We start from the raw sequence: 22,878 nt of genomic DNA, 5'->3' as shown, positions 1-22,878 counted from the left end.
CTCTTGGAGGCCATCATGGCTGACCGCATCCCCGCACGCGCACCTGCCGCGTGCACACCCTCGCCCGAACTGGGCACCCCCGACCCCATCCAACTGCACGCCACCGCGCACAACGCGCTGGGCACTGCGCTGCACCACCTGTGCCAGCCGCACGTGGACGCCGCCCGCGCACGCCGCAAGGTGATGCAGGCCCTGGCCGCACTGCGCGGCCTGGACGTGGCTTTGAGCCTGGAGGGGTAACCATGCACACGACCACCCACAACGCTGCCCGCGAGGCAGTGCAGGCGGAGCTTTGCCTGCCGCAACTGGTGCTCGAAGCCCAGGACTTCACCGAATCCCTGCGCACCGTGCTGCGCGCCTGCCATGCCGTTGCATCGCTGGCCGCAGGCGTCACCAATCCACACGCCACCGTCAACATGGACGGCCTGGGCGAGCTGCTGCACCTGCATAGCGACGTCATGGAGCAGCGCCTGGACGCCATCGGCGTGCGGCTCGATGCAGTACGCACGGCCACCGGCGGCCGCGACACCAGCGACCGCGCCCGCCATCTGGCCATGGACGCGAGCGACCAGCACACCCACATGTGCCAAGCCCAGCTTGCGTTCGAGGCCGTTGCCGACATGGCGCCGTGCGCGGCCGACACCCTTACCGGCGAGAACCTTGCGGCCGCGCTGCGCCTGCTGGCCGATGCCATGGCCGAACGCACCGCTGCCATGGACGACATGCTCGACGCACTGCACGCCGTGCTGGTGCAGGAAGGCCAGCCAGCATGAGCGCAGCAGGCGCAAGGCACGCCTACGAAGTGAACCGGGCGCGCATCGCCAGCCTGTGGGCCGAAGCGCGGCCGGTGTCGGCCGACGATGCGGCCAGCCGCTACCTCGCCCGGAGTGGTGTTGCGCTGGGAGCGTGGCCACAAGCCTTGCGCCTGCATCCTGCGCTCGACTACTGGCACATGCAGGCCGACCGCAAGCCGGTGTGCCTGGGCCAGTTCCCCGCGCTGTTATCGCTGTTCGAGGTGGACACCTACCCGCGCGGCTTGCAGGGCGCACCAGTTCCTCACGCGGTGGCGCTGCAGCGCATCTACCTTGCGGCCGATGGATCGCTGGCACCCGTGCCCGCGCCCATCAAGCTGACCGGCAAGGCAGGCCCGGCGCTGGGCGCGTGTGCCCGGCTGGCCCCTGCAGACGGCGCCAGCCGCGTGATGGGCATGGCCGTGGGCATCGCCACCGCGCTGCGCATCGCCCAGGCCGCACGCATGCCGGTGTGGGCCGTGCCCGATGCGGCGCTGCTCGCGCATGCCCGCTGGCCCCGTGGCCTGCGGCACCTGCATGTGTTCGTGGACACCCGCGACCCCGGCCAATGGCGCAGCGCGGCCGAGCTGGCGCGCAAGGCCACCGCCTGCGGCCTGCAGGTCTTCCCGATGGTGGCCGACATGGCCCACGCCGAAGGCGACCACACCGTCCCCCAATTCACCGCCACCCGGCTTTAGAAAACGATCCCCCCATGGCTACAAAGAAGGCCAGCGCACCAAGCACGGGCGCTGCAAAAAACACCCCATCCGCGCCACCCGCTGGCGCCCTGCAGTTCACCGTCTTCACCGCCACGGTCCCCGACCGATTGACCAAGGTTCTGACCCTGGCCCCCGATGGCACGCTGCACAAGGAAAGCGCCGCCAACATGATGCGCGGCAGCGCGGTGCGAACGGTTGCGCACGGCCTGCAGGAACTGGCCGATGTGCTCGAAGGTTTGGACCCCGCCCAGGCCACGAGCTGGGGCGTGTGCGATGGCAGCGTGGGCAAGCCGTTGCCCATCGTGCCCGAGCGCGAAGTGGCAGAAACACCCGGCGCCATATCGCGCACCCGCAGGCACTTCGCCTACCCAGTCGGCCCCGGCGTGCTGATGCTCGACCATGACGGCGCACCCGATGGCGAGCTGTCTGCGGATGTGTTCCGCCAGCGCCTGATAGAAGCCTGCCCGGCGCTGGCCGATGCGCCCATGCTCTGGCGCCCGAGCTGTTCGGCAGGCGTGTGCACGGCAGATGGCCGCGAGCTGTCTGCGATGACCCGGCATCGTTTGTATATCCCCGTGCGCGACGCCTCGCGCATCCCCGAGGCCGGGCGCGCTCTGGTGCAATTGCTCTGGGCTGCAGGCCATGGCTGGTTCGACGTAGGCCGCGCCGGGCAGGCGCTGGAACGCACCCTGATCGACGCCAGCGTGTGGCAGCCTGAGCGGCTGGACTTCTGCGCGCCGCCGCTGCTGGGCAAGAGCCTGCAGCGGCCGCATGCCGCGCCCCGCATCTTTGGCGACCCGCTGGCCCTGTTCGACCTCGCGCTGATCCCGCACGATGCCGACACCCACAAGCAGGCCCAGGCGCTCAAGAAGGCCGCGCGGGTTCAATTGGCAGGCCAGTGCGCAGCCCAGCGCGAGCGCTGGGTGGCGACCAATGCCCCCGCCCTGGCCAAGCGCCGGGGCATCCCCGTGGACAAGGCCCGCGACGTGCTGCAGCGCGCCAGCGCCCAGCGGGTATTGATGGGCGACTTCGTTCTGATGGCAGAGCAGGGCAAGCCCGTCTCCGTGGGTGAAATCCTTGACCGCCCCGAGCGCTGGCACAACGCCCAGTTTGCCGACCCGCTGGACCCGGACACCGACACCCGCGTGGCGGTTGTCAACCTCAAGAGCGGGCAGCGCCCCTACCTGTTCACCCACCGCCACGGCGGCATGCGCTTTGAACTGCTGCGCCAGAGCGCCCGCATTCAGGTGGGGCGCGGCATGCGCGTGGCCACGACCGATGCGGTCCTGGCGGTACTGCAGGACCGCGGCGAGCTGTTCGACTACGGCGAGGGCGCTGTGGCCTATGTGAGCGACGGCAAGGCCCGGCCTGTCACGCCTGACTGGCTCACCGACCATATGGGCCGGGTGTGCGAGTTCTATTCGATGCGCCACCGCCGCAAGGCCGATGGCGAGGAAGCACCCGAGGAAGGCCCGGAAGATGCGCCCCTGAGCGTGGCCCGCGCCATCCTGGCCAAGCATGGCGAGCGAGGATTCAAGAAGCTGGTGGCCGTGGTGACCGCGCCCACCCTGCGCATCGACGGCAGCATCCTGGACCGCCCTGGCCACGATGAAAACTCCGGCCTGCTGTTCTACTGCGAACACCCGAACCCGCCGCGCGTGCCGGTCAAACCGACCGTGCAGGACGCCCTGGCCGCGCTGCGCTTCTTGTGGGCACCGCTGGCCCTGTTCCCGCTGGTGGATGCCGTGGCCAACGGCGTGGCGCTGCACGGCCTGCTATCGGCAGCGCTGCGGGCCAGCCTTCCGACTGCGCCCGGCGTGGGCTTTGATGCGCCTGCGGCCGGGAGCGGCAAGACCTTGCTGGCTCGCTGCATCGGCATCCTGGCCATGGGCTCTGAGCCTTCGATTCTTCCCCCGGCCGACACCGACGAAGAAACCAGAAAGCGCCTGTTTGCGGTGCTGCGCGAAGGCCAGCGCGTAGTCCTTTGGGACAACGTGCGCGAGCCCTTGGGCTCTGCATCGCTCGATGCCTTCCTGACCGCCCCCACGTTTGCCGACCGGGTGTTGGGCAGCAGCGAAACCATCACCTTGCCCAACCGGGCCTTGTTCATTGCCACGGGCAACAACCTGCGCATGACTTCGGACACCTGCCGAAGGGTGCTGACAGCCCGCATCGATGCGCAGAGCGAGACACCGTACACGCGGGACTTCTCGTTCGACCCAGCGCAGATGGTGCAGACCGACCGGCTGGCCTACGTGGTGGCTGCGCTGACCATCGTGCGGGCCTACATCACCGCAGGGCGCCCCAAGATGGCCAAGGGCCGCACGGCCAGCTTCGAGCATTGGGACGATCTGGTGAGGCAGCCCATCTGCTGGCTGGCGCAGCAGGTGGCCACCCTGGCAGGAACGCCCGAAGCACAGGGCCTGCCAATGCTGGCCGACCCCATGGAAGCGGCCGCCCGCGCCTTCGAGCAAGACCCGGAAACCACCAAGCTGCGCGCGCTGGTGGAGGCATGGTTTGCAGCGTTTGGGCCGGACCAGACCACGGTGGGCGGCGCCATCCGGCGCAGCGATACCGATGCGCTGCTGGCCATGGCCATGGATGACATTGCAGGGCAGGCGGGCAAGATCAATTCGCGCATGCTGGGGCGCTGGATCGAGCGCATGCAGGGGCGCATCGTGGACGGCAAAAGGTTCGTGCGCATCGGGCACCGTGCAGGGTTGCTGCACTGGGCGGTGCACCAGTCGGCAAGCCGGAACCTTGCGGCCGAGGCTATGCCTGCGGCCGACGACGTGGCCACGTTCTGAGGGGGCGGCATGAGCGACACCAAGACCGCCGCCGCTGCGCTGCTGGAACGGCTGCGCCACAAGGGCCTGCACCTGTCGGCCACGGCCGAGGGCTCGCTGCAGGTGTGGCCCGCCGTGTGGCTCGATGAAGCCACCAGCGAACTGATCCGGCAGCACAAGCCCGGGTTGCTGGCGCTGCTGTCGGCCGCAGCCGTGGATGTGCTGGAGGACGACCGCCACCGCTGCCGCGACTGCTACCACCTGCAGCGCAAGGGCAACTGCGCCATGGCCGCGCAGGGCCGTCTGCCGGGCGTTCCCGAGTGGTACACGCCGCACAAGGACGTGCTGCAGCGCTGCCATCGGTTCTGCGCCCTGCCGTACTGAGCATGGCCATGCACACCGACAAGCCAACCCCCATGACGGATGCAGAGCGGCAGCGCAAGCACCGGCTCAAGCGCCAGCGCGAGCTGCAGGCGCTGCGCGCTGTGGTGCCCGCCACCGCGCAGGAACGCGAGAGCGTGGCCCAGGTGCAGCGCCTTGCGGTCCAGCTCGACAAGGCCACGCGCACTGCGGCCGCGCTGCAGGCGCGTGTTCAAGCGCTGGAGGTCGGGCAGGGCGATCTGCAGGCCCTGCGCGAGGCCGTGCGTTCCCTGATGCCGAAGCTGACCCCGGCCGCGCAGCAGGTGGCGCGCAGGCATCTGGAGGGTTGCGGGGCAGGGCAGTGGCTCGCACCCGAGGAACCGCCACAGCCTGTGGCCGCGCCGCCTTCAACCCTTTCTTCCCGCGTGTTTTTTTAACCCCAGTCCACCAAGGAGTGATTCATGACGTTCGATGTTCAACACCACGCCCGCAGCGCCCAGGCTGCGCTGCACGAAGCCCTGGCCGAGCTGGCCCGCGCACGCACGGCCTACGACAACGATGCAGGCCCCAGGTTCGCCCAGGCCAAGGCCGCGCAGGAGCTGCTGGGCCGCAAGATCAAGGCGGCAGAAGAGGAAGCCGATGCGGCTTCGGATGCGTTCCATGCGGCGTTCGCAAGTGGTGGGTATGAGACCAGCGATGCAGCCACGCGCAGTGCACTCAACCGCAAGAACGATGCGCAGGCCATGGCCGAGGTGATGCGGGTGGCCCAGGCCAAGGGAGCCAAGGAACTGCAGGCGCTCGCGGCCGAGGCCAGCAGGCAAGCGCATACCTATGCGGCCGCGTATGAGCGGGCCTACACGGCGCACGCGCGGGCCGAGGGCTACAAGGTGCTGCAGGAGGCCGGGGAGGCTGTGGCCAGGGCCATGGCGCTGGCGGCGCATGCACCTTGCAACACCAGCGTGCATGAGGATTCAATGGGGCGCCCGCCCAGCTCTGCAGCCCTGCGCGAGGAAATGGTGGCGGCGCGGTGGGCGTTCATCCTCGATGGTTTGAAGGCGATGGCCGAAGGGCTGCCCGAGTACAACGCGCGGCCGCAGGTGGAGGCGTTGGGGGTGTTCGACCTGGGGGCGCTGACGGCGCAGGATGTGCTGACGCCTGCGCAGATTCACAAGGTGCGGCGGGGTGGGGAGGTGGTGCTGTAGGGCGTGTGGCCCGAAGGGGGCAATCATCAGTTTTGTCAGAAAAAATTCGCTGACAGCGAAATTTGTTTGCACTGTTGTCCGGCTTTCATCTATACTGGCGCCGGGTTAACAGAGATAACTGTCGTTTTACTTGGGACGTGTAAGCGTCCTGTGGGGTCGTAAGACCCTGTGCATTCGCGCCACCCGCGCACCATGGGGCCGCCCACGTAGCTCCACGATGCCGAGCGGTGCGAGCCCATCCGGGACGACTCCCGGATGGGCTGTTGAGAGATTATGGGGATACCGCCGTTTGCTCTGCTCGGTTGCGGACGACAGCCACGGCAAATGCATTTCGCATTTGTTGATTGGTGCAGCCAAGGAGAACTGTCCATGAACAAGGACATTCACGATACCCACAAACGGCGGGAGTTGAAGAAGCAGCGTTCTCGCTGGGTTCGTCCGGAAACGATCAAGACGGCCATTTTGGCCTTGCGCTTGGTTGATATCCTGGCACGAATTATCAGCAAGTTCCTGTAACTCTTCGGCTCCCCCTTTTTTCAACATGGGAATAATCATGCTACATAGAGCACTAAGGTTGCTGAGAACCTATCACCAGCTCTCTCAAATCGAACTCGCAAAGCGCCTTGGAATCTCTAATTCTTATCTGAGTGAATTGGAGAAGGGGGATGGTAAAGAGCCTACGCTTGATTTGTTGAGCAAATACTCAGAAATATTTAAAATGCCGGTCTCCTCAATCCTGCTTTTCTCCGAGCAGATCGATTCCGGCATGAGGCCTGGGGCAAAATTGCGGGTGGTAGCGGCCGACAAGATACTTCGACTTTTGGAGTGGCTTGAGGAGCGAGATAATGTCAAGACTCCGGCGTAAACGCTATTTAATCGATCAATCTGCTTTGTATCGAATTAGGGGTAAAGGGCAATTTAAGGCAATAATAGGAATCGAATGGGATAGTGTTCCTTCCCTTTTGGAAGCAAATCTTTTTCGGGTTTGGCTGAATGATAAAGGGCGCGAAATTCAACAGCCCATCGGTAAGCTTGAGAAGCTACATAAGCGGATCGGTGATTTGCTTGCACGCATTGAGCTGCCTGATTACCTTTTTTCTCAACGTGGTCGCTCATATGCGGACAATGCACGGCAGCATGTTGGTGAAATACCGTTGATAAAGACTGATATTCACAAGTTCTATCCAAGCACCACTAGGGCAATGGTGTATAGGATGTTCGTTGAAGATTTTCAGTGTGCCGAGGATGTAGCAGGGCGGCTGGCTGATATCTGTTGTTATCGGCAGGCTCACCTGCCGACTGGTAGTGCTGTGAGCGGGCGTATTGCTTTCTTCGCGGCGCGGCAAATGTTTGACAGCATTTCAAGCTTGGCAACCAGTCAAGGTTGCAATATGACAGCTTACGTTGATGACATTACTATTTCCGGAGAGGCTGCATCCAAGACGCTTTTGGGTGAAGTCCGGAAAATAGTTCATCAATATGGTCTAAAGACAAAACAGGCAAAATCAAAAACATTTTCTGCAACAGCAGCCAAGCCTGTGACTGGGGCCGTAATTGCAGGGGATCAGCTCCGGCTGCCAAACGTGCGCCATAAAAAAATTCACGAGGTGCGGCAGGAGCTAGCGGCAGCGCCCAATCTTGAAAAGCCTCGTATTCAGCGAGCATTGCGTGGGCGACTCCAGGAAGCTAAGCAAATACTTGGGTGAGTCCGGTATTGCCAGTGTGTCCCTTGAGCTGGCTAAAAAACTAAGAAGACGGATCAGCGCGAAGCGGCTGCGGCTGTTTCGAGCTTTTTTGTTGGTCACCGTGCGACCGGCCTAAGTGACCACTATCAAGTGCTCACTGACGCTTGCGGCTTATTGAGCTTTGTCGCTCCTTGATGGCGGAATCCATCGCAGACAACTCGGCGGCCACTGCAGGCGTTATGGCTGTTTCGTGCTCCTGCACCAGCTTCTGGAATGCTTCGAACGCGGCATAGCAATACTTGCACTGCTGCTCAAGCAATTCGACAACAAGGGGCAATGTCAACGGCCCTATGCCACCAAAGCCATAGCTCACCACCTTCGATGCGGGATTGACGCGGCGGGTAACTAAGCCGGTCTGGCCTATGACAATACGGGGCGAGAAGCGATGGTTGTAGCGGTTGCGGAAATCGTGAGTCCCCGCTTGATAGGTCTTGTCACCTACCCGCTCCAACCTAAGCTTGAACTTCCCGTATTGCTTCCACGCCTTGCCGGCCTTGTCCGCCTGCAGGAAGTAGATTTCATCGTCCAGTGGTAGGTCGTCCTTCCAGCCCTTAACTTTGGTCCTCCCAGCTTGGTGGCAAAGGTGAGCGGCAGCGAAAATGAACCGCGAGCGGATAACGTACGGCAGGTTCAATGCGAGAGTGCCGAGTGGTTCGATGAAATCAACTGCGACATCGATCTTGCCGTCATCGTCGAGGGAGTCCACGACGTCTCGCCAAGCCTTAAGTTGATGCGTGTAGCGCGTCAAGCCGTTGACTACGTTTGCCAGCTCACTAGAGAACTCTTGGAACATCTCAGCATAGGCTGCCCACGTGAACGGAAGCTTCGGCGGCAAGTTCCCCCATTCATAGGGCATGTGTTTGCCGGTGAAAGCTACGGCCTTCAAGGCTGCGTGATATTGGCGGTAGCGGTAGACAGTCATCGTGTGGTCATGGTCTCAGTCTGTTTCCAGTTAACGCCTCGCAGTGTGGCCGAATGCGGCCATGCCATCAACGCATGCACGTCTGGGTGCGTTGCGACCAGCACCGCGCGCCTCGGCCAAACTGGCTAGCGGATAGCAGCTCTTACCCCCATCGCCATCGTACGAATATGGAAGTGCCCGGGCGCGCAAGCCGCCTTTCATCTTTAGGTCGGGTGACACCAGCCATTGCCAATGAGAGTTCTCCGCTCAGGTGGGAGGTTTCCAGAGACTTTGTTTTGAGTGCCTTGCGGCTGACGTGGATTGGTAGGGTTTGGTGGGTTTTGAGGGGTTTTTTTCCGACGAAACGCGCGCTTGTGAAAAGAGCAGCGGGCAACTCGCAGACTTGCAGGCAGGGCAAATTGGTGGGGTTTGTAGGCTTTGGCGGGTTTACTGACCGTCGAAGCGCGAGCAAGTGAAAACGCCAGAGACCCGAATTTGCAACCTTCACCCCGGGGCCGATTGGTGGGGTTTGTAGGCTTTGAGGGGTTTGCCGACCGTCCAAGCGCGAGCAAGTGTTTTTTCTGTGGCCGCGCACTGCGCGCTATCCTGCCGCCAGCGCTGTTTGGTCGGTAGCCAAACTGGGGTGGGGGTACAAGCGGGGGTACAGTGAAAAAACTGAATTGCGGAAACCTAGCATCTATGCGGGTTTGCGGGCTTCATTCAGTAGCCGCCAGCCCAAACATAAACCCCCAACTGGTAACGGTTGGGGGTTTTTCTTTTCCCACTGATTTTGTACTGCTGCGCAAGGATAGTTGCTTCCGTTCGCCCTTACCGAACTATTCGATGCACCTCCTGGCTCTGAGGCGTGACGTCTTTGAACCATGTCCCTCAATGGCAATCCGCAGTGGCTGTATATCCCCGGCTTCGCGTTGTAAACCCCTGAAAAAATCGGCTAACACGCTGCCGTTCGCGCAGTCAACCACCTGTCAACGTGCTTCGCCAACACAGCCCAAGAAACAAAATGAAATAAACCGAAACTGGCTCGAGACCACGTTCCAAGCCGCTGCGCGCACCATCAGGGTCATGTTCCATACCGTCTTTGAAAGGACAGCATCATGAAACCCTGGATCAAGAAAACGCTGATGGGCATTTTTGGTGCGTCCATCGCGGTGGGTGGGCTGACGGCCTGCTCCAGCGGGCACCACCAGCGCGGCCCGATGACTGCGGAAAAGATGGCGGAAGTGCGCGGCAAGATGGTGGACCGGGTGAGCAGCAAGCTGGATCTGAACGAGGTACAAAAGACCAAGCTCAATGCCTTGGCCGATCAACTGGAAGCCCAGCGCGCAGCGTTCGTCGGCAAGACGGCAGACCCCCGAGCCGAGGTGCAGGCCATTGTGGCGGGCGACAAGTTTGATCGGGTGCGGGCGCAGTCCCTGCTCGAAGACAAGACGCGTGCGGTGCAGGCCCACAGTCCCGCGGTGGTCAATGCGATGGCCGACTTCTATGACAGCCTGAACCCTGACCAGCAGCAAAAAGTGCGCGAGCTGATGCAGCGTCGCAAGGGCTGGATGGCCCGCGGGTGATGGGCGGGGAGCATTGCATGTCACCCACGCTGGAACCTATCCACCGCCTCGCCCAGGGCGTTCGTGTGCACGGGCCCGCGCTGCTGTCGGGCATGCCGGAGCCTCACGATGAGCTGATGTCGCTGGTCTGGGGGCCGCGCTTTGACCGCGAGCATGCGATGGGCCTGGTCGCTCGCCAGCCCTCGGTGGCGGCCCACACGCTGCCTGCCCTGCTGGCGGCTGCCGACCATTTTGATGCGCTCCATGCCGGTGCGCAGGGCCGTTTGCGGCGACTCATCGTGCGACACCGCGCATTGTGTGCGGCTGGCGCTTCTGTCGATACCGCCCTTGGGGAGCGCGCCTGACGGTGTGAGAATTGCTCATGCACCGCATATTGTTGATTGACGACGACGCGCAGTTGGGCGCTCCCCTGGCCACTTACTTCCAGCGTTTTGAACTGGAACTCGTTCATGCACTTCGGCCCAGCGACGGCTTGGCACAGCTGACGGCCGGCGGGTTTGACGCTGCCATCCTCGACGTGATGCTGCCCGAGATGGACGGGTTTGAGCTGTGCCGCACCATCCGCAAGCAGGGCGACCTGCCCATCGTGATGCTGACCGCGCGCGGCGAGGTGATGGACCGGGTGGTGGGGCTGGAGCTGGGGGCTGACGACTATCTGCCCAAGCCCTTTGAGCCACGTGAACTGGTGGCGCGCCTGCAGACGGTGTTGCGCCGGCGCAGGGCGCCGGGGCAAGGCGTTGCCGTGGGCGCGCTGGAGTTCGAGGGCCTGTCCATCGACGCAGCGCGCCGCAGTGTGCAGCGCCATGGTGTGGTTGTGGAGCTGACCGGCACGGAGTTCGACCTGTTGCACCTGCTGGCGCGCGAGCCCGGCAAGGTCTTCAGCCGCGACGACATCCTGAACCAGCTGCGTGGTCATGAGGCCGAGCTGTACACCCGCGCGGTGGACATCGTAGTGAGCCGGTTGCGCAAAAAGCTGGAGCCGCTGGACTGCATCAAGACATTGCGCAACGTGGGCTACTCCCTGGCTTTGCGCCGCGCTGCCCCATGAAGCAGATTTGTTCTCCCATTCACGACCCGAACTGCCCCTGGCACCGCCGGGCGCGCCACGCGGTAGGGCATTCGCTGCGCATTCGGCTGGTGCTGGTGTTCATGGCACTGGCCGTGACTGTGGCGGTCACGTTCATGGGCGGGGTGCAAAAGGCCGTGTCCGTAGGCTGGCGCGAGGCTGCGCGGCCGCTGCTGATGGACTATGTGGACCGCCTTGCCGCCGAGATTGGCAGCCCGCCGAGCATTGAGCGCGCGCAGGCGATTGCCAATCGCCTGCCACTGACTTTGCGCATCGACGGGCCGCAGATCCACTGGGCATCGCACCCCGACCAGCAGAACCCCGACTGGGTGAGCGACAAGGTCCGCCAGGAAGATCGCTGGACCGGGGACGAGAACGGGCACAGCCTGCTGCGCCGCACGACGGCAGATGGGCACCATATCGAGTTCGGCCTGAACGCGCTGTCCTGGGACAAGCGCCCGCGCATTGCGTGGGGCACGCTGACCGTGCTGCTGCTGCTCACGGCGCTGGCCTATGTATATGTGCGGCATCTGTTGCGTCCGCTGGACGACATCCGCCAGGGCGCGCAGCGCTTTGGCAACGGCAACTTTGCCCAGCCCATACCGGTGCGGCATGCCCACCGGCCGGACGAGCTGGGCCAGCTGGCCGAGACCATCAACACCATGGGGGATGACATCCACCAGATGCTGGAGGCCAAGCGTGCACTGTTGTTGGCGATGAGCCATGAGCTGCGCAGCCCGCTCACGCGGGCCCGCCTGAACACGGAGCTGCTGCCCGAAACGACCGATGTGCAACCACAGCGCCTGGCGCTCATGCGCGACCTGGGTGAAATGGCGGGCCTCATCACCGACCTGCTGGAAAGCGAGCGCCTGGCGGGCCGCCATGCGGCGCTGCACCGCGAGCCCACCGATGTCACCGAGCTGGCGCGCGAAGTGGTGGCCGACCTGTGTTCCCGCCATGCCGGGGCCGCCAACATTGCCTTTCAAGTGGCGCCGGACTTGCCCTCGGTGCGGCTGGACCGATCCCGCCTGCGGCTTTTGCTGCGCAACCTGCTGGACAACAGCTTGCGCCACAGTGAGTCTGGTGCCTTCCCCCCTGAGCTGCATTTGCGGCTGGCGGATGAGGGGAGGGTGCTGGAACTGGAGGTGCGTGACCATGGGCGCGGTGTGCCCCCCGAGCACCTGCCACACCTGGCCCAGGCGTTCTACCGCCCGGACACCGCACGCCAACGTGCCACCGGCGGCGTCGGACTGGGTTTATACCTGTGCCGGCTGGTGGCGCAGGCGCACGACGGGCAATTGCACATGCGCAATGCAGAGCCTGGCCTGTCGGTCACCGTGCGTTTGCCGGTGGTGGAATAGGTCGCGAGCCGGTGGCATAGACAGGTTGGCCTCTGCGCTGGCAGGTGGCGTCGCACCGACGCGGCCAGGCCAGCGCACAGGCCTGGTGCAATGGGGAAGTGGACCTGCCAGCGGCCATGTCCGGCTTCTCAACGCAAATTGATGGCTTTTTTGCGCTGTGGCGCAGGTGTTTATTGCCTTGATAGCTATCAAATCAGGAGTTGTTTCTGGTGTCTGGGACCACCAGAGAACACACCATCCTCCCTGGCCCCGTTCTTGCTGAAGATCGACACCCCCTCGCATGAGTCGGATTTTTCAGTGTTTACCCTGTATATACAGGTATGCTGAAACTGTCATCATGGCTTCCGGTACGCAGGTGCGTTCCGGTGGGCAGGGCCAAGGTACTTTCTTCAAACAGGAGCAGATGATGACTCGATCGGTTGTGAAATGGACGTCGCTGGCAGCGGCAGCAGCATGCATGATGGCCCTGGCCGCACCGGCCCAGGCGCAGGACACCAAGATTGTGCTGGGCATGTCCGGCTGGACAGGTTTTGCACCGCTCACGCTGGCCGACAAGGCTGGCATCTTCAAGAAGAACGGCCTGGATGTGGAGATCAAGATGATTCCGCAGAAGGACCGCCACCTGGCCCTGGCCTCCAAGTCCATCCAGTGCGCCGCCACCACGGTCGAGACGCACGTCGCCTGGAACGCCAACGGCGTGCCGATCGTGCAGATCTTCCAGATGGACAAGTCCTACGGCGCCGACGGCATTGCGGTGCGCGGCGACATCAAGGGCTTTGCCGACCTCAAGGGCAAGACCATCGGTGTGGATGCGCCCGGCACCGCCCCGTACTTCGGCCTGGCCTGGATGCTGAGCAAGAACGGCATGAGCCTCAAGGACGTGAAGACCACCACGCTGTCGCCCCAAGCGGCCGCGCAGGCCTTCGTGGCCGGGCAAAACGATGCCGCCATGACGTACGAGCCCTATCTGTCTACCGTGCGCGACAACCCTGCGGCCGGCAAGATTTTGGCCACCACGCTCGACTACCCCATGGTGATGGACACCGTGGGCTGCGACCCCACCTGGCTCAAGGCCAACGGCAAGGCCGCACAGGCACTGGCCAATTCGTACTTCCAGGCGCTGGACATGATCAAGGCCGACCCGACCAAGTCCAACGAGACCATGGGCGCTGCGGTCAAGCAGACGGGCGAGCAGTTCGCCAAGTCGTCGTCCTTCCTGCGCTGGCAGGACAAGGCCGCCAACCAGAAGTTCTTCGCGGGCGAGCTGACCACGTTCATGAAGGACGCCACGGCCATCCTGCTGGAGGCCGGCATCATCCGCAAGGCGCCTGAAGACCTGGCCGTCACCTTCGACGCGAGCTTCATCAAGTAAATAGACGGAAGAAGAGCGCTCCATGTCCGCCGTGCAACCCCTGTCCGTTACCGAGCCAAAACCCGAGCAAAAAGCCGGACCACATGCCCCCGCGCGCCGGCGCTCGCTGGCCCCGCTGGAGCCTGTGAGCAGCCGATCCCGCTGGATGCTGGGGCTGGCCTTTTTCGCCCTTTTCGTGGCGGTGTGGGCGTTCTTCACATTGGGCGGCTTCGTGTCGCCCACCTTCCTGGCCAGCCCCGTCACCATGGTGAAGGAAGGCTGGCTGTTGTTCACCGAGTACGGCTTCATCAAAGACATCGGCATGACCATCTGGCGTGTGGTCGGTGGCTTCATCCTGGCCGCCATCATTGCCGTGCCGCTGGGCATTGCGATGGGCGCGTACAAGGGCATCGAGGCGTTCTTTGAGCCCTTCGTCTCGTTTTGCCGCTACCTGCCTGCGTCTGCCTTCATCCCGCTGTTGATCCTGTGGGCTGGGATTGGCGAGGCGCAGAAGATCCTGGTCATCTTCATCGGTTCGGTCTTCCAGATCACCCTGATGGTGGCCGTCACCGTGGGTGGTGCGCGGCGTGACCTGGTGGAAGCTGCTTACACCCTGGGCGCGGGCCACAAGGGCATCGTCACGCGCGTGCTCATCCCTGGCGCTGCGCCCGAGATCGCCGAGACCCTGCGCCTGGTGCTGGGCTGGGCCTGGACCTATGTGATCGTGGCCGAGCTGATCGGCTCGTCCAGCGGTATCGGCCACATGATTACCGACAGCCAGTCGCTGCTCAACACCGGGCAGATCATCTTCGGCATCATCATCATCGGCCTCATCGGGCTGGTGTCCGACTTCGCCTTCAAGGCGCTCAACCACCGTCTGTTTGCCTGGAGTTTTGTGCGATGAGCAGCGTATCCATCCAAGCCGTCTCGCGTGTCTTCGAGACTGCCAAAGGCCAGCGCACGCAGGCGCTGCAGCCGGTCGATTTCGAGGTGAAGGACAACGACTTCGTGACCATCCTGGGCCCCTCGGGCTGCGGCAAGTCCACGCTGCTGCGCATCGTGGCGGGGCTGGACCACGCCACCAGCGGCCGCGTGCTGCTGGATGGGGTGCCCGTCGAAGGCCCCGGCGCCGACCGCGGCATGGTATTCCAGAGCTACACGTTGTTCCCCTGGCTCACCATCGAGCAGAACATCCGCTTTGGCCTGCGCGAACGCGGTATGCCCGAGGCACAGCAAAAGGAACGCGCCGCGTACTTCATCGCCAAGGTCGGCCTGCGCGGCTTTGAGCAGCACTTTCCCAAGCAGCTGTCGGGCGGCATGCAGCAGCGCACCGCCATTGCGCGCGCATTGGCCAACGACCCCAAGATTCTGCTGATGGATGAGCCCTTCGGCGCGCTCGACAACCAGACCCGCGTGCTCATGCAAGAGCTGCTGCTGGGCATCTGGGAGGCCGAGCGCAAGACCGTGCTCTTCGTCACCCACGACATCGACGAAGCCATCTTCATGGCCAACCGCGTCGCCGTGTTCAGCGCCCGGCCCGGCCGCATCAAGACCGAGCTGGCGGTGGACTTGCCGCGCCCGCGCCACTACACGATCAAAACGAGCCCCGAGTTCATGGACCTCAAGGCGCGCCTCACCGAAGAGATCCGCGCTGAATCCATGGCGGCGGACCTGCACTGATCTGAACCCGCACCAGCCCCGCATCCACACATGAGCGCCCGTCCTTCCCGCCGCACCGCAGCCACTGCCCCGCGCAGCGCCACGCCCGCCAAGGCGCTGGTCGCCGTGGCTGCACCCGCGCAAGCCATGGCGCTGTACGAGCAGGTCAAGGACCACATCTCGCGCAAGATCCAGGAAGGCATCTGGCGTGCGGGCGACCGCCTGCCATCCGAGAACGAGCTGGTCACCCAGTTCGGCATCTCGCGCATGACGGTGAACCGCGCGCTGCGCGAACTGGTGGAGCAGGGCCGCATCGTGCGCGTGGCGGGCGTGGGTAGTTTTGTGGCCGAGGACAAGCCCCAGTCCACGTTGTTGCAGATTGCCAATTTGGCCAGCGAAATCCGTCAGCGCGGGCACGACTACCGCTGTGACGTGCTCACGGTGGAACGCACCTCCGCCACGCTGGAAGTGGCCGCCGCGCTGGACCTGCGCACGGGCGAGTCGGTGTTTCACTCGCTGTGCATCCACCGCGAGGACGGCCTGCCCGTACAACTGGAAGACCGCCACGTGAACCCGCGCCAGGTGCCCCAGTTCGTCGCGCAGGACTTCACACTGCTGCAACCCTCCGAATACCTGGTGCGCAACGTGCCCTTCGACCAGATCGAGCATGTGGTCGATGCCGTCATGCCCACCGCCGAGCAGGCCGCGCTGCTGGAGATGTCTCCGCAGGAGCCCTGCCTGCTGCTCACCCGCCGCACCTGGTCGCGCGGCGTGCCGATCACCGTGGTGCGGTGTTTGCACCCTGCCACCCGCTACCGTTTGGGCAGCCGCTTCCGCGCCGACGGCAATCCCGTCGCCGGTTGAAAGTTTTCGCCAAAAGCACAGATTTTTTCGCTTGTACCTACTTGTATATACAGGATCAACGCCATGACACACAACGCTTCATCCCTCACCCTGCACCCCGGCCGCGTCACGCTGGCCGAGCTGCGCCGCATCCACGCGGGCCCTGTGCAACTGGTGCTCGATGCGTCGGCCCGCGCGGGTTTGCAGAAGTCCCTGGCCACGGTGCAGCGCATCGTCGATGAAGACCAGGTCGTCTATGGCATCAACACCGGCTTTGGCAAGCTCGCCAGCACCAAGATTGCGCACGAGCGCCTGGCCGAGCTGCAGCGCAATCTGGTGCTGTCGCACAGCGTGGGCACGGGCGATGCGCTGCCCGACGACGTGGTGCGCCTCATCCTGGCCACCAAGGCCGTGAGTCTGGCGCGCGGCCACTCGGGCGTGCGCCCCGAGCTGGTGGATGCGTTGCTGGCCCTGGCCAACGCCAACGTGCTGCCGGTGATTCCGGCCAAGGGCTCGGTGGGCGCGTCGGGCGACCTGGCGCCGCTGGCGCACATGGCTTGTGTGCTGATTGGTGAAGGCCAGGCCAAGGTGGACGGCAAGGTGGTGCCGGGGGCAGAGGCCATGCGCTCCATCGGTTTGCAGCCGTTTGTGCTGGGCCCCAAGGAAGGGCTGGCGCTGCTCAACGGCACGCAGGTGTCCACCGCACTTGCACTGGCCGGGCTGTTTGGCGCCGAGAGCGTCTTTGCCGCCGCGCTGGTTGCGGGCTGCCTGTCGCTCGAAGCCATCAAGGGTTCGGTCAAACCCTTTGATGCACGCATTCACGAGGCACGTGGCCAGGCCGGGCAGATCGCCGTGGCCGCTGCCGTGCGTGCGCTGCTCGACGGCAGCGCCATCGACCCTTCGCACCCGAACTGCGGCCGCGTGCAAGACCCGTACTCCATCCGCTGCGTGCCGCAGGTGATGGGCGCTTGCCTGGACAACCTGCACCACGCCGCGCGCGTGCTGACCATTGAGGCCAATGCGGCTTCCGACAACCCCCTGGTGTTCGACAACGGGGACGTGATTTCCGGCGGCAACTTCCACGCCGAGCCCGTGGCTTTTGTGGCCGACATCATTGCGCTGGCCGTGGCCGAGATCGGTGCGATTTCTGAACGCCGCCTGTCGCTGCTGCTGGACCCGGGCCTCTCGGGTCTGCCCGCCTTCCTGATCCTCGACAGCGGCGTGAACTCGGGCTTCATGATCGCCCAGGTCACCGCCGCCGCATTGGCGGCCGAGAACCAGTGCCTGGCCAACCCCAGCAGCGTGACCAGCCTGCCCACATCGGCTAACCAGGAGGACCATGTCTCCATGGCCACCTACGGCGCGCGCCGCCTGGGCGACATGGTGCGCAATGCGGCGGTGATGGTCGGCATCGAGGCCATGGCCGCTGCGCAAGGCATGGAATTCGACCGCACCCTGAAATCCTCTCCGCTGATCGAAGCGCAATTCGCCGCCATCCGCGAGCGCGTGGCCTACCTGGAGCAGGACCGCTACCTCGCCCCCGACATCGAAGCCATGCGCGCATGGGCCCAGCAGTCCGCCTGGCCTGCAGCACTCACGCAATGCCTGCCCAGCTTCGCCTGATTTTCTCTACGCATACCCCATTGATTCACAGGAGCCCACCATGAACGCCAACGACGCCATCATCGCCGCCGCCTCCAACACCGACCCCCGCCACGACGCCAGCCGCGTGATCCGCGCGCCGCGCGGCAGCCAGCTTACTTGCAAGAGCTGGCTCACCGAAGCGGCCTATCGCATGATCCAAAACAACCTCGACCCCGAGGTGGCCGAGCGCCCCCAGGACCTGGTGGTGTACGGCGGCATTGGCCGTGCCGCGCGCAACTGGGAGTGTTTTGACCAGATCCTCGCCTCGCTCAAGGACCTGAACGACGACGAGACCCTGCTCATTCAGTCCGGCAAGCCCGTGGGCGTGTTCAAGACCCATGCCAACGCGCCCCGCGTGCTGCTGGCCAACAGCAACCTGGTGCCCAAGTGGGCCAACTGGGAACACTTCAGCGAGCTGGACCAGAAGGGCCTGTTCATGTACGGCCAGATGACCGCCGGCAGCTGGATCTACATCGGCACGCAAGGCATCGTGCAAGGCACGTACGAGACCTTTGCCGAGGCGGGACGCAAGCACTTTGGCGGCTCGCTCGAAGGGCGCTGGATCTTGACCGCTGGCCTGGGCGGCATGGGCGGCGCGCAGCCGCTGGCCGCTACCTTTGCGGGCGCGGTGTCGCTTAACATCGAATGCCAGCAAAGCAGCATCGACTTCCGCCTGCGCACACGCTACGTGGACAAGCAGGCGCGCGACATTGACCACGCGTTCGAGCTGATCCAGCAGCACACGGCGGCCAAGGAGGCGGTGTCGATCGCCCTGCTGGGCAACGCCGCAGAAATCCTGCCCGAGCTGGTGCGCCGTGCCAAGGCCGGCGGCCTCAAGCCCGACCTGGTGACAGACCAAACCTCGGCCCACGACCTCGTCAACGGCTACTTGCCCGCAGGTTGGACGGTGGCCCAGTGGCGTGCCGCGCAGCAGGACGTGACACAGCACGAGGTGCTGAAGAAGGCCGCTGCCAAGTCCTGCGCCGTGCATGTGCAGGCCATGCTCGACTTCCAGCACATGGGCATCCCGGTGGTGGACTACGGCAACAACATTCGCCAGGTGGCGTTTGACGAAGGCGTGAAGAACGCGTTCGACTTCCCCGGCTTTGTGCCCGCCTATATCCGCCCCCTGTTCTGCGAAGGCAAGGGCCCGTTCCGCTGGGTGGCCCTGTCGGGTGACCCGGAAGACATCCGCAAGACCGACGCCAAGATCAAGGAGCTGTTCCCCGAGAACAAGCACGTGCACCGCTGGCTCGACATGGCGGGTGAGCGCATCGCCTTCCAGGGGCTGCCCGCGCGCATCTGCTGGCTGGGCCTGGGCGAGCGCCACATTGCGGGCCTGGCCTTCAATGAGATGGTGAAGAACGGTGAGCTCAAGGCCCCCATCGTGATCGGCCGCGACCACCTGGACACCGGCAGCGTGGCCAGCCCCAACCGCGAGACCGAAGGCATGAAGGACGGCACCGACGCCGTGAGCGACTGGCCGCTGCTCAACGCGCTGCTCAACACCTCGGGTGGCGCCACCTGGGTCAGCCTGCACCACGGCGGGGGCGTGGGCATGGGTTACTCCCAGCACTCGGGCATGGTCATCGTGGCCGACGGCACTGAAGCCGCGGCCCAGCGCCTTGCCAATGTGCTGGTCAACGACTGCGGCAGCGGCGTGATGCGCCATGCCGATGCGGGCTACGAACTGGCGGTGGAGACGGCCAAGAAGCAGGGCCTGAAGCTGCCCATGGTGAAGTGAAGGTGCGAGGTAGGGAATGACAGGAATGTGAAAAAAGGGAACTACATTCCCATTCGTTGGGAATGTTGGGTTTGAATGCCGCTGCAATCCTTTGATACTGAGTCCATGCCAACCCGTGGACCCACCTCCGTTGCCGCCGCCGACCGTGTTCTGCACGTGCTGGCGGTGCTGGCGCAGCACGGGCAGCCCATGTCGGCTGCCGAGCTGGTGGAGGCCACGGGCCTGGCGCGCAGCACGCTGTACCGGCAGCTGGCGCGGCTCAAGCTGTGGGGCTTTGTGCTGGAGAGCAGCGGGCACTACGCGCCCGGGCCGCTCAGCCTGCAACTGGCGCTGGGCTTTGACATGGCGTCGCATCTGGTGCACCACGCGCGGCCGGACATGCAGGCCCTGGCCCGGCAGTCCCACGAGAGCGTGGGGCTGGTGGTGGCCGTGAATGACAGTGTGGTGTGCCTGGACATGGTGGACAGCACGCAGGCCCTGCGCTGCTCGTTTGAAAAAGGGCGCAGCGTACCGCTGCGCGCGGGTGCATCCGCCAAGTGCCTGCTTGCCCACGTGGCCTCGGCCACGCGCAATGCCATTCTGGATCTGCACTACGGCGCAGACACTGCTGAGCGCCAGGCGGCGCTGACCGAGCTGGAAGGCATTGCCAAGGCGGGTTACGCCGTCAGCTCCGGCGAAGTGGATGCCGGTGTCTGGGGCGTCAGCGTGCCCGTGTTCGGTTCTCCCCGGCAGGCCGCCGGAGCCATCACCCTGATGGCCCCGATCTTGCGGGCCCAGGGGCAGGAGACCGCACTCACCGGCATGGCCGTCGTCGCCGCAGCGCGCATTTCCCGTCAACTCACTTCTCCCTGATTTCCCTCACCCCTCCTCAGGAGCTTTCCCCATGAACCTTCGCCGCAACCTTCTTCTGGCCAGCCTGGCCGCCGCAGCCTTCTGCACCACGGGTGCACAGGCCCAGGACAACGTCCTGCGTGTGGGCACCGATGCCACGTTCCCGCCCATGGAGTTTGTCGAGAACGGCAAACGCACGGGCTTCGACATCGAGCTGGTGGAGGCCATTGCCAAGACCATGGGCAAGCAGGTCGAGTGGGTGGACATCGACTTCAAGGGCCTGATTCCCGGCCTGATTTCTAAGCGTTTTGACATGGCGGTCTCGGCCATCTACATCACCGACGAGCGCAAGAAGGTGGTGGACTTCACCGACTCCTACTATGCCGGTGGCCTGGTGGTGATGGTGAAGGCCGACAACAAGGCCATCAACAAGCTGGCCGACCTGGACGGCAAGAAGGTCAGCGTGCAGGTGGGCACCAAGTCGGTGGCGTACCTGACCGAGAAATTCCCCAAGGTGCAGCGTGTCGAGGTCGAAAAGAACCAGGAGATGTTCAACCTGGTGGACATCGGCCGCGCTGATGCTGCCGTGACCGGCAAACCCGCCGCGTTCCAGTATGTGCGCACCCGTCCCGGCCTGCGCGTGCTCGACGAGCAGCTCACCACCGAAGAGTACGGCATGGCCCTGCGCAAGGACACGCCTGAGCTGACGAAGGCCGTCAACGGTGCCATCACCAAGCTCAAGGCCGATGGCACCTATGCGGCCATCGTCAAGAAGTGGTTCAGCAACAGCGCTGCCAAGTAAACCGCAGCCACATGTTGCCGAACTGAGCCATGGAACTCGATTTTTCTCCTGTCTGGGCCGGGTTGCCCCAGTTGCTGGCGGGTGCGCTGGTCACTGTGGAAATCACGGCTGCCTCGCTGCTGCTGGGCTGTGTCATGGGCCTGCTGGTGGGCATTGGCCGCCTGAACCCCAAGCGCCGCGTGGTCTACGCCCTGTGCACCGCCTACGTGGCCGCCATCCGGGGCACGCCGCTGCTGGTGCAGCTGTTCATCCTGTTCTTTGGCCTGCCGCAGTTCGGCATCCTGCTGCCCGCTTTTGTGTGCGGCGTGATCGGCCTGGGCATCTACTCGGGCGCCTATGTGTCCGAGGTGGTGCGCGGCGCCATCCAGTCCATCGACAAGGGACAGATGGAGGCGGCGCGTTCCATTGGCATGTCCTCGGGCCTGGCCATGCGCACCGTGGTGCTGCCACAGGCCGTGGTGCGCATGATTCCGCCACTGGGCAATGAGTTCATCGCGCTGATCAAGAACTCGGCGCTGGTGTCGCTGCTCACCATCCACGACCTGATGCACGAAGGGCAGAAGATCATCAGTGTGTCGTATCGCTCGCTGGAGGTGTACCTGGCGATTGCGGTGGTGTATTTCATCCTCACGGGTGTCACTTCGTTGGTGCTGCGCCGCATGGAGTTGCGCCTGCGTGCCGGGGGGATGGTGCAATGAAGAAAAATTCTGTGATGACCGGAGCAAGCCCATCCGCCGAGCCCATCGTGCGCATTCGCGGACTGCGCAAGTCGTTTGGCAACCATGTGGTGCTGAACGGCATCGACTTTGACGTACTGCCGTCGCAGGTGGTGGTGGTCATCGGGCCCAGCGGCTCGGGCAAGAGCACCTTTCTGCGCTGCTGCAACGGGCTGGAGCAGCCCGAAGGCGGCACGGTCGAGATCTGTGGTCGCACACTGGTGCAGGACGGCCGCATGCTGCCCGACCATGACCTGAACGCACTGCGCGAAGAAGTGGGCATGGTGTTCCAATCGTTCAACCTGTTTCCGCACCTGTCGGTGCTCGACAACGTCACGCTGGGTCCGCGCAAGCTGCGCGGCCTCTCGCGCAAGGAGGCCGAGGAGCGCGCACAGGCCCTGCTGACCAAGGTGGGCCTGGCGCACAAGGCTTTGGCCATGCCTGCCAGCCTGTCGGGCGGGCAAAAGCAGCGTGTGGCCATTGCCCGCGCACTGGCCATGGAGCCGCGCGTGATGCTGTTCGACGAGCCCACGTCGGCGCTGGACCCGGAGCTCGTGGGCGAGGTGTTGCAGGTCATGAAGCTGCTGGCCAGCGAAGGCATGACCATGATGGTCGTGACGCACGAAATGGACTTTGCACGCGAGGTGGGCGATGTGGTCGTGGTGATGGACGGCGGCGGCATCATTGAGGCCGGTGCCCCCGCCACCATCTTCACCAACCCCACGCAGGAGCGCACGCGCTCCTTCCTGCAGGCGGTGCTCACGCGCGCCTGAG

The 22,878-nt window shown here is 64.3% G+C and carries 25 protein-coding genes; 24 read left to right on the top strand and 1 reads right to left on the bottom strand.

Features of this window, described 5'->3' with window-relative positions:
• Positions 1-15: 15 nt before the first annotated feature.
• The 10 genes from ASD75_RS13340 to ASD75_RS23360 all read left to right on the top strand — a co-directional run bounded on the left by ASD75_RS13340 (position 16) and on the right by ASD75_RS23360 (position 7,564).
• Positions 16-240 (top strand): hypothetical protein, encoded by a 225-nt coding sequence (locus ASD75_RS13340; protein ID WP_056746709.1) that lies wholly within the window; start codon positions 16-18, stop codon positions 238-240.
• A gap of 2 nt (positions 241-242) precedes the next feature.
• Positions 243-773 carry a hypothetical protein gene (locus tag ASD75_RS13335; RefSeq protein ID WP_056746336.1) on the top strand — a complete coding sequence of 177 codons (531 nt, stop codon included), beginning with the start codon at positions 243-245 and terminating at the stop codon, positions 771-773.
• Complete coding sequence (locus ASD75_RS13330; RefSeq protein ID WP_056746334.1) at positions 770-1,489, top strand: toprim domain-containing protein; 720 nt, start codon at positions 770-772, stop codon at positions 1,487-1,489. The genes ASD75_RS13335 and ASD75_RS13330 overlap by 4 nt, the downstream gene beginning before the upstream one ends.
• Positions 1,490-1,503: 14 nt before the next feature.
• Positions 1,504-4,317 (top strand): hypothetical protein, encoded by a 2,814-nt coding sequence (locus ASD75_RS13325; RefSeq protein WP_056746333.1) that lies wholly within the window; start codon positions 1,504-1,506, stop codon positions 4,315-4,317.
• Positions 4,318-4,326: 9 nt separating this feature from the next.
• The gene (locus ASD75_RS13320) at positions 4,327-4,680 is read left to right on the top strand and encodes a hypothetical protein (RefSeq protein WP_056746331.1); all 354 of its coding nucleotides are present in this window, start codon (positions 4,327-4,329) and stop codon (positions 4,678-4,680) included.
• A gap of 8 nt (positions 4,681-4,688) precedes the next feature.
• Entirely contained in the window at positions 4,689-5,093 is a 405-nt protein-coding gene (locus ASD75_RS13315; RefSeq protein ID WP_162251091.1) for a hypothetical protein, read from the top strand.
• A gap of 24 nt (positions 5,094-5,117) precedes the next feature.
• A complete protein-coding gene (locus tag ASD75_RS13310) occupies positions 5,118-5,858 on the top strand; it encodes a hypothetical protein (RefSeq protein WP_056746327.1) in 741 nt (246 codons plus the stop codon).
• 369 nt (positions 5,859-6,227) lie between these two features.
• Complete coding sequence (locus ASD75_RS23920; RefSeq protein WP_200947596.1) at positions 6,228-6,374, top strand: hypothetical protein; 147 nt, start codon at positions 6,228-6,230, stop codon at positions 6,372-6,374.
• Between the two features lie 25 nt (positions 6,375-6,399).
• Entirely contained in the window at positions 6,400-6,723 is a 324-nt protein-coding gene (locus ASD75_RS13305) for a helix-turn-helix transcriptional regulator (RefSeq protein ID WP_369817485.1), read from the top strand.
• A complete protein-coding gene (locus tag ASD75_RS23360) occupies positions 6,704-7,564 on the top strand; it encodes a reverse transcriptase family protein (RefSeq protein WP_235511621.1) in 861 nt (286 codons plus the stop codon). The genes ASD75_RS13305 and ASD75_RS23360 overlap by 20 nt, the downstream gene beginning before the upstream one ends.
• A 133-nt stretch (positions 7,565-7,697) precedes the next feature.
• On the opposite strand, the gene ASD75_RS13300 is transcribed toward ASD75_RS23360, so the two are convergent.
• Entirely contained in the window at positions 7,698-8,525 is an 828-nt protein-coding gene (locus tag ASD75_RS13300; RefSeq protein ID WP_200947595.1) for a hypothetical protein, read from the bottom strand.
• A gap of 1,094 nt (positions 8,526-9,619) precedes the next feature.
• Between ASD75_RS13300 and ASD75_RS13295 the strand changes: the two genes are divergently transcribed.
• From ASD75_RS13295 to ASD75_RS13230, 14 genes are all read left to right on the top strand, one after another.
• Entirely contained in the window at positions 9,620-10,087 is a 468-nt protein-coding gene (locus ASD75_RS13295) for a Spy/CpxP family protein refolding chaperone (protein ID WP_056746325.1), read from the top strand.
• A gap of 17 nt (positions 10,088-10,104) precedes the next feature.
• The gene (locus ASD75_RS13290) at positions 10,105-10,431 is read left to right on the top strand and encodes a hypothetical protein (RefSeq protein ID WP_056065068.1); all 327 of its coding nucleotides are present in this window, start codon (positions 10,105-10,107) and stop codon (positions 10,429-10,431) included.
• Between the two features lie 17 nt (positions 10,432-10,448).
• Positions 10,449-11,135, top strand: a complete 687-nt coding sequence (locus ASD75_RS13285) for a response regulator transcription factor (RefSeq protein WP_056063622.1) — start codon at positions 10,449-10,451, stop codon at positions 11,133-11,135.
• Positions 11,132-12,514, top strand: coding sequence for a cell wall metabolism sensor histidine kinase WalK (locus tag ASD75_RS13280; protein ID WP_056746323.1), 1,383 nt, complete (start codon positions 11,132-11,134; stop codon positions 12,512-12,514). Before ASD75_RS13285 ends, ASD75_RS13280 begins: the two co-directional genes overlap by 4 nt.
• A 406-nt stretch (positions 12,515-12,920) precedes the next feature.
• Entirely contained in the window at positions 12,921-13,886 is a 966-nt protein-coding gene (locus tag ASD75_RS13275) for an ABC transporter substrate-binding protein (RefSeq protein WP_056746704.1), read from the top strand.
• Between the two features lie 22 nt (positions 13,887-13,908).
• Entirely contained in the window at positions 13,909-14,769 is an 861-nt protein-coding gene (locus tag ASD75_RS13270) for an ABC transporter permease (RefSeq protein WP_056746321.1), read from the top strand.
• Entirely contained in the window at positions 14,766-15,545 is a 780-nt protein-coding gene (locus ASD75_RS13265) for an ABC transporter ATP-binding protein (protein ID WP_056746319.1), read from the top strand. The genes ASD75_RS13270 and ASD75_RS13265 overlap by 4 nt, the downstream gene beginning before the upstream one ends.
• A 30-nt stretch (positions 15,546-15,575) precedes the next feature.
• A complete protein-coding gene (hutC, locus tag ASD75_RS13260; RefSeq protein WP_056746316.1) occupies positions 15,576-16,388 on the top strand; it encodes a histidine utilization repressor in 813 nt (270 codons plus the stop codon).
• Positions 16,389-16,451: 63 nt separating this feature from the next.
• The gene (gene hutH, locus ASD75_RS13255; protein WP_056746314.1) at positions 16,452-17,990 is read left to right on the top strand and encodes a histidine ammonia-lyase; all 1,539 of its coding nucleotides are present in this window, start codon (positions 16,452-16,454) and stop codon (positions 17,988-17,990) included.
• A gap of 40 nt (positions 17,991-18,030) precedes the next feature.
• Positions 18,031-19,755, top strand: a complete 1,725-nt coding sequence (gene hutU / locus ASD75_RS13250; protein ID WP_056746312.1) for a urocanate hydratase — start codon at positions 18,031-18,033, stop codon at positions 19,753-19,755.
• Between the two features lie 105 nt (positions 19,756-19,860).
• On the top strand, positions 19,861-20,607 hold the full coding sequence (locus ASD75_RS13245; protein WP_235511620.1) for an IclR family transcriptional regulator: 747 nt from the start codon (positions 19,861-19,863) through the stop codon (positions 20,605-20,607).
• A gap of 31 nt (positions 20,608-20,638) precedes the next feature.
• Entirely contained in the window at positions 20,639-21,388 is a 750-nt protein-coding gene (locus ASD75_RS13240) for a glutamine ABC transporter substrate-binding protein (RefSeq protein ID WP_010465677.1), read from the top strand.
• Between the two features lie 29 nt (positions 21,389-21,417).
• On the top strand, positions 21,418-22,086 hold the full coding sequence (locus ASD75_RS13235; protein WP_010465675.1) for an amino acid ABC transporter permease: 669 nt from the start codon (positions 21,418-21,420) through the stop codon (positions 22,084-22,086).
• Positions 22,087-22,100: 14 nt separating this feature from the next.
• Positions 22,101-22,877 carry an amino acid ABC transporter ATP-binding protein gene (locus ASD75_RS13230; RefSeq protein WP_056746702.1) on the top strand — a complete coding sequence of 259 codons (777 nt, stop codon included), beginning with the start codon at positions 22,101-22,103 and terminating at the stop codon, positions 22,875-22,877.
• The last annotated feature ends 1 nt before the right edge of the window (position 22,878 follow it).

Source organism: Acidovorax sp. Root568 (genome assembly GCF_001427445.1).
Lineage (GTDB): Bacteria > Pseudomonadota > Gammaproteobacteria > Burkholderiales > Burkholderiaceae_C > Acidovorax > Acidovorax delafieldii.
Note: the sequence above shows the minus strand (reverse complement) of the source record. Positions and strands in the feature narration are given on the sequence as shown.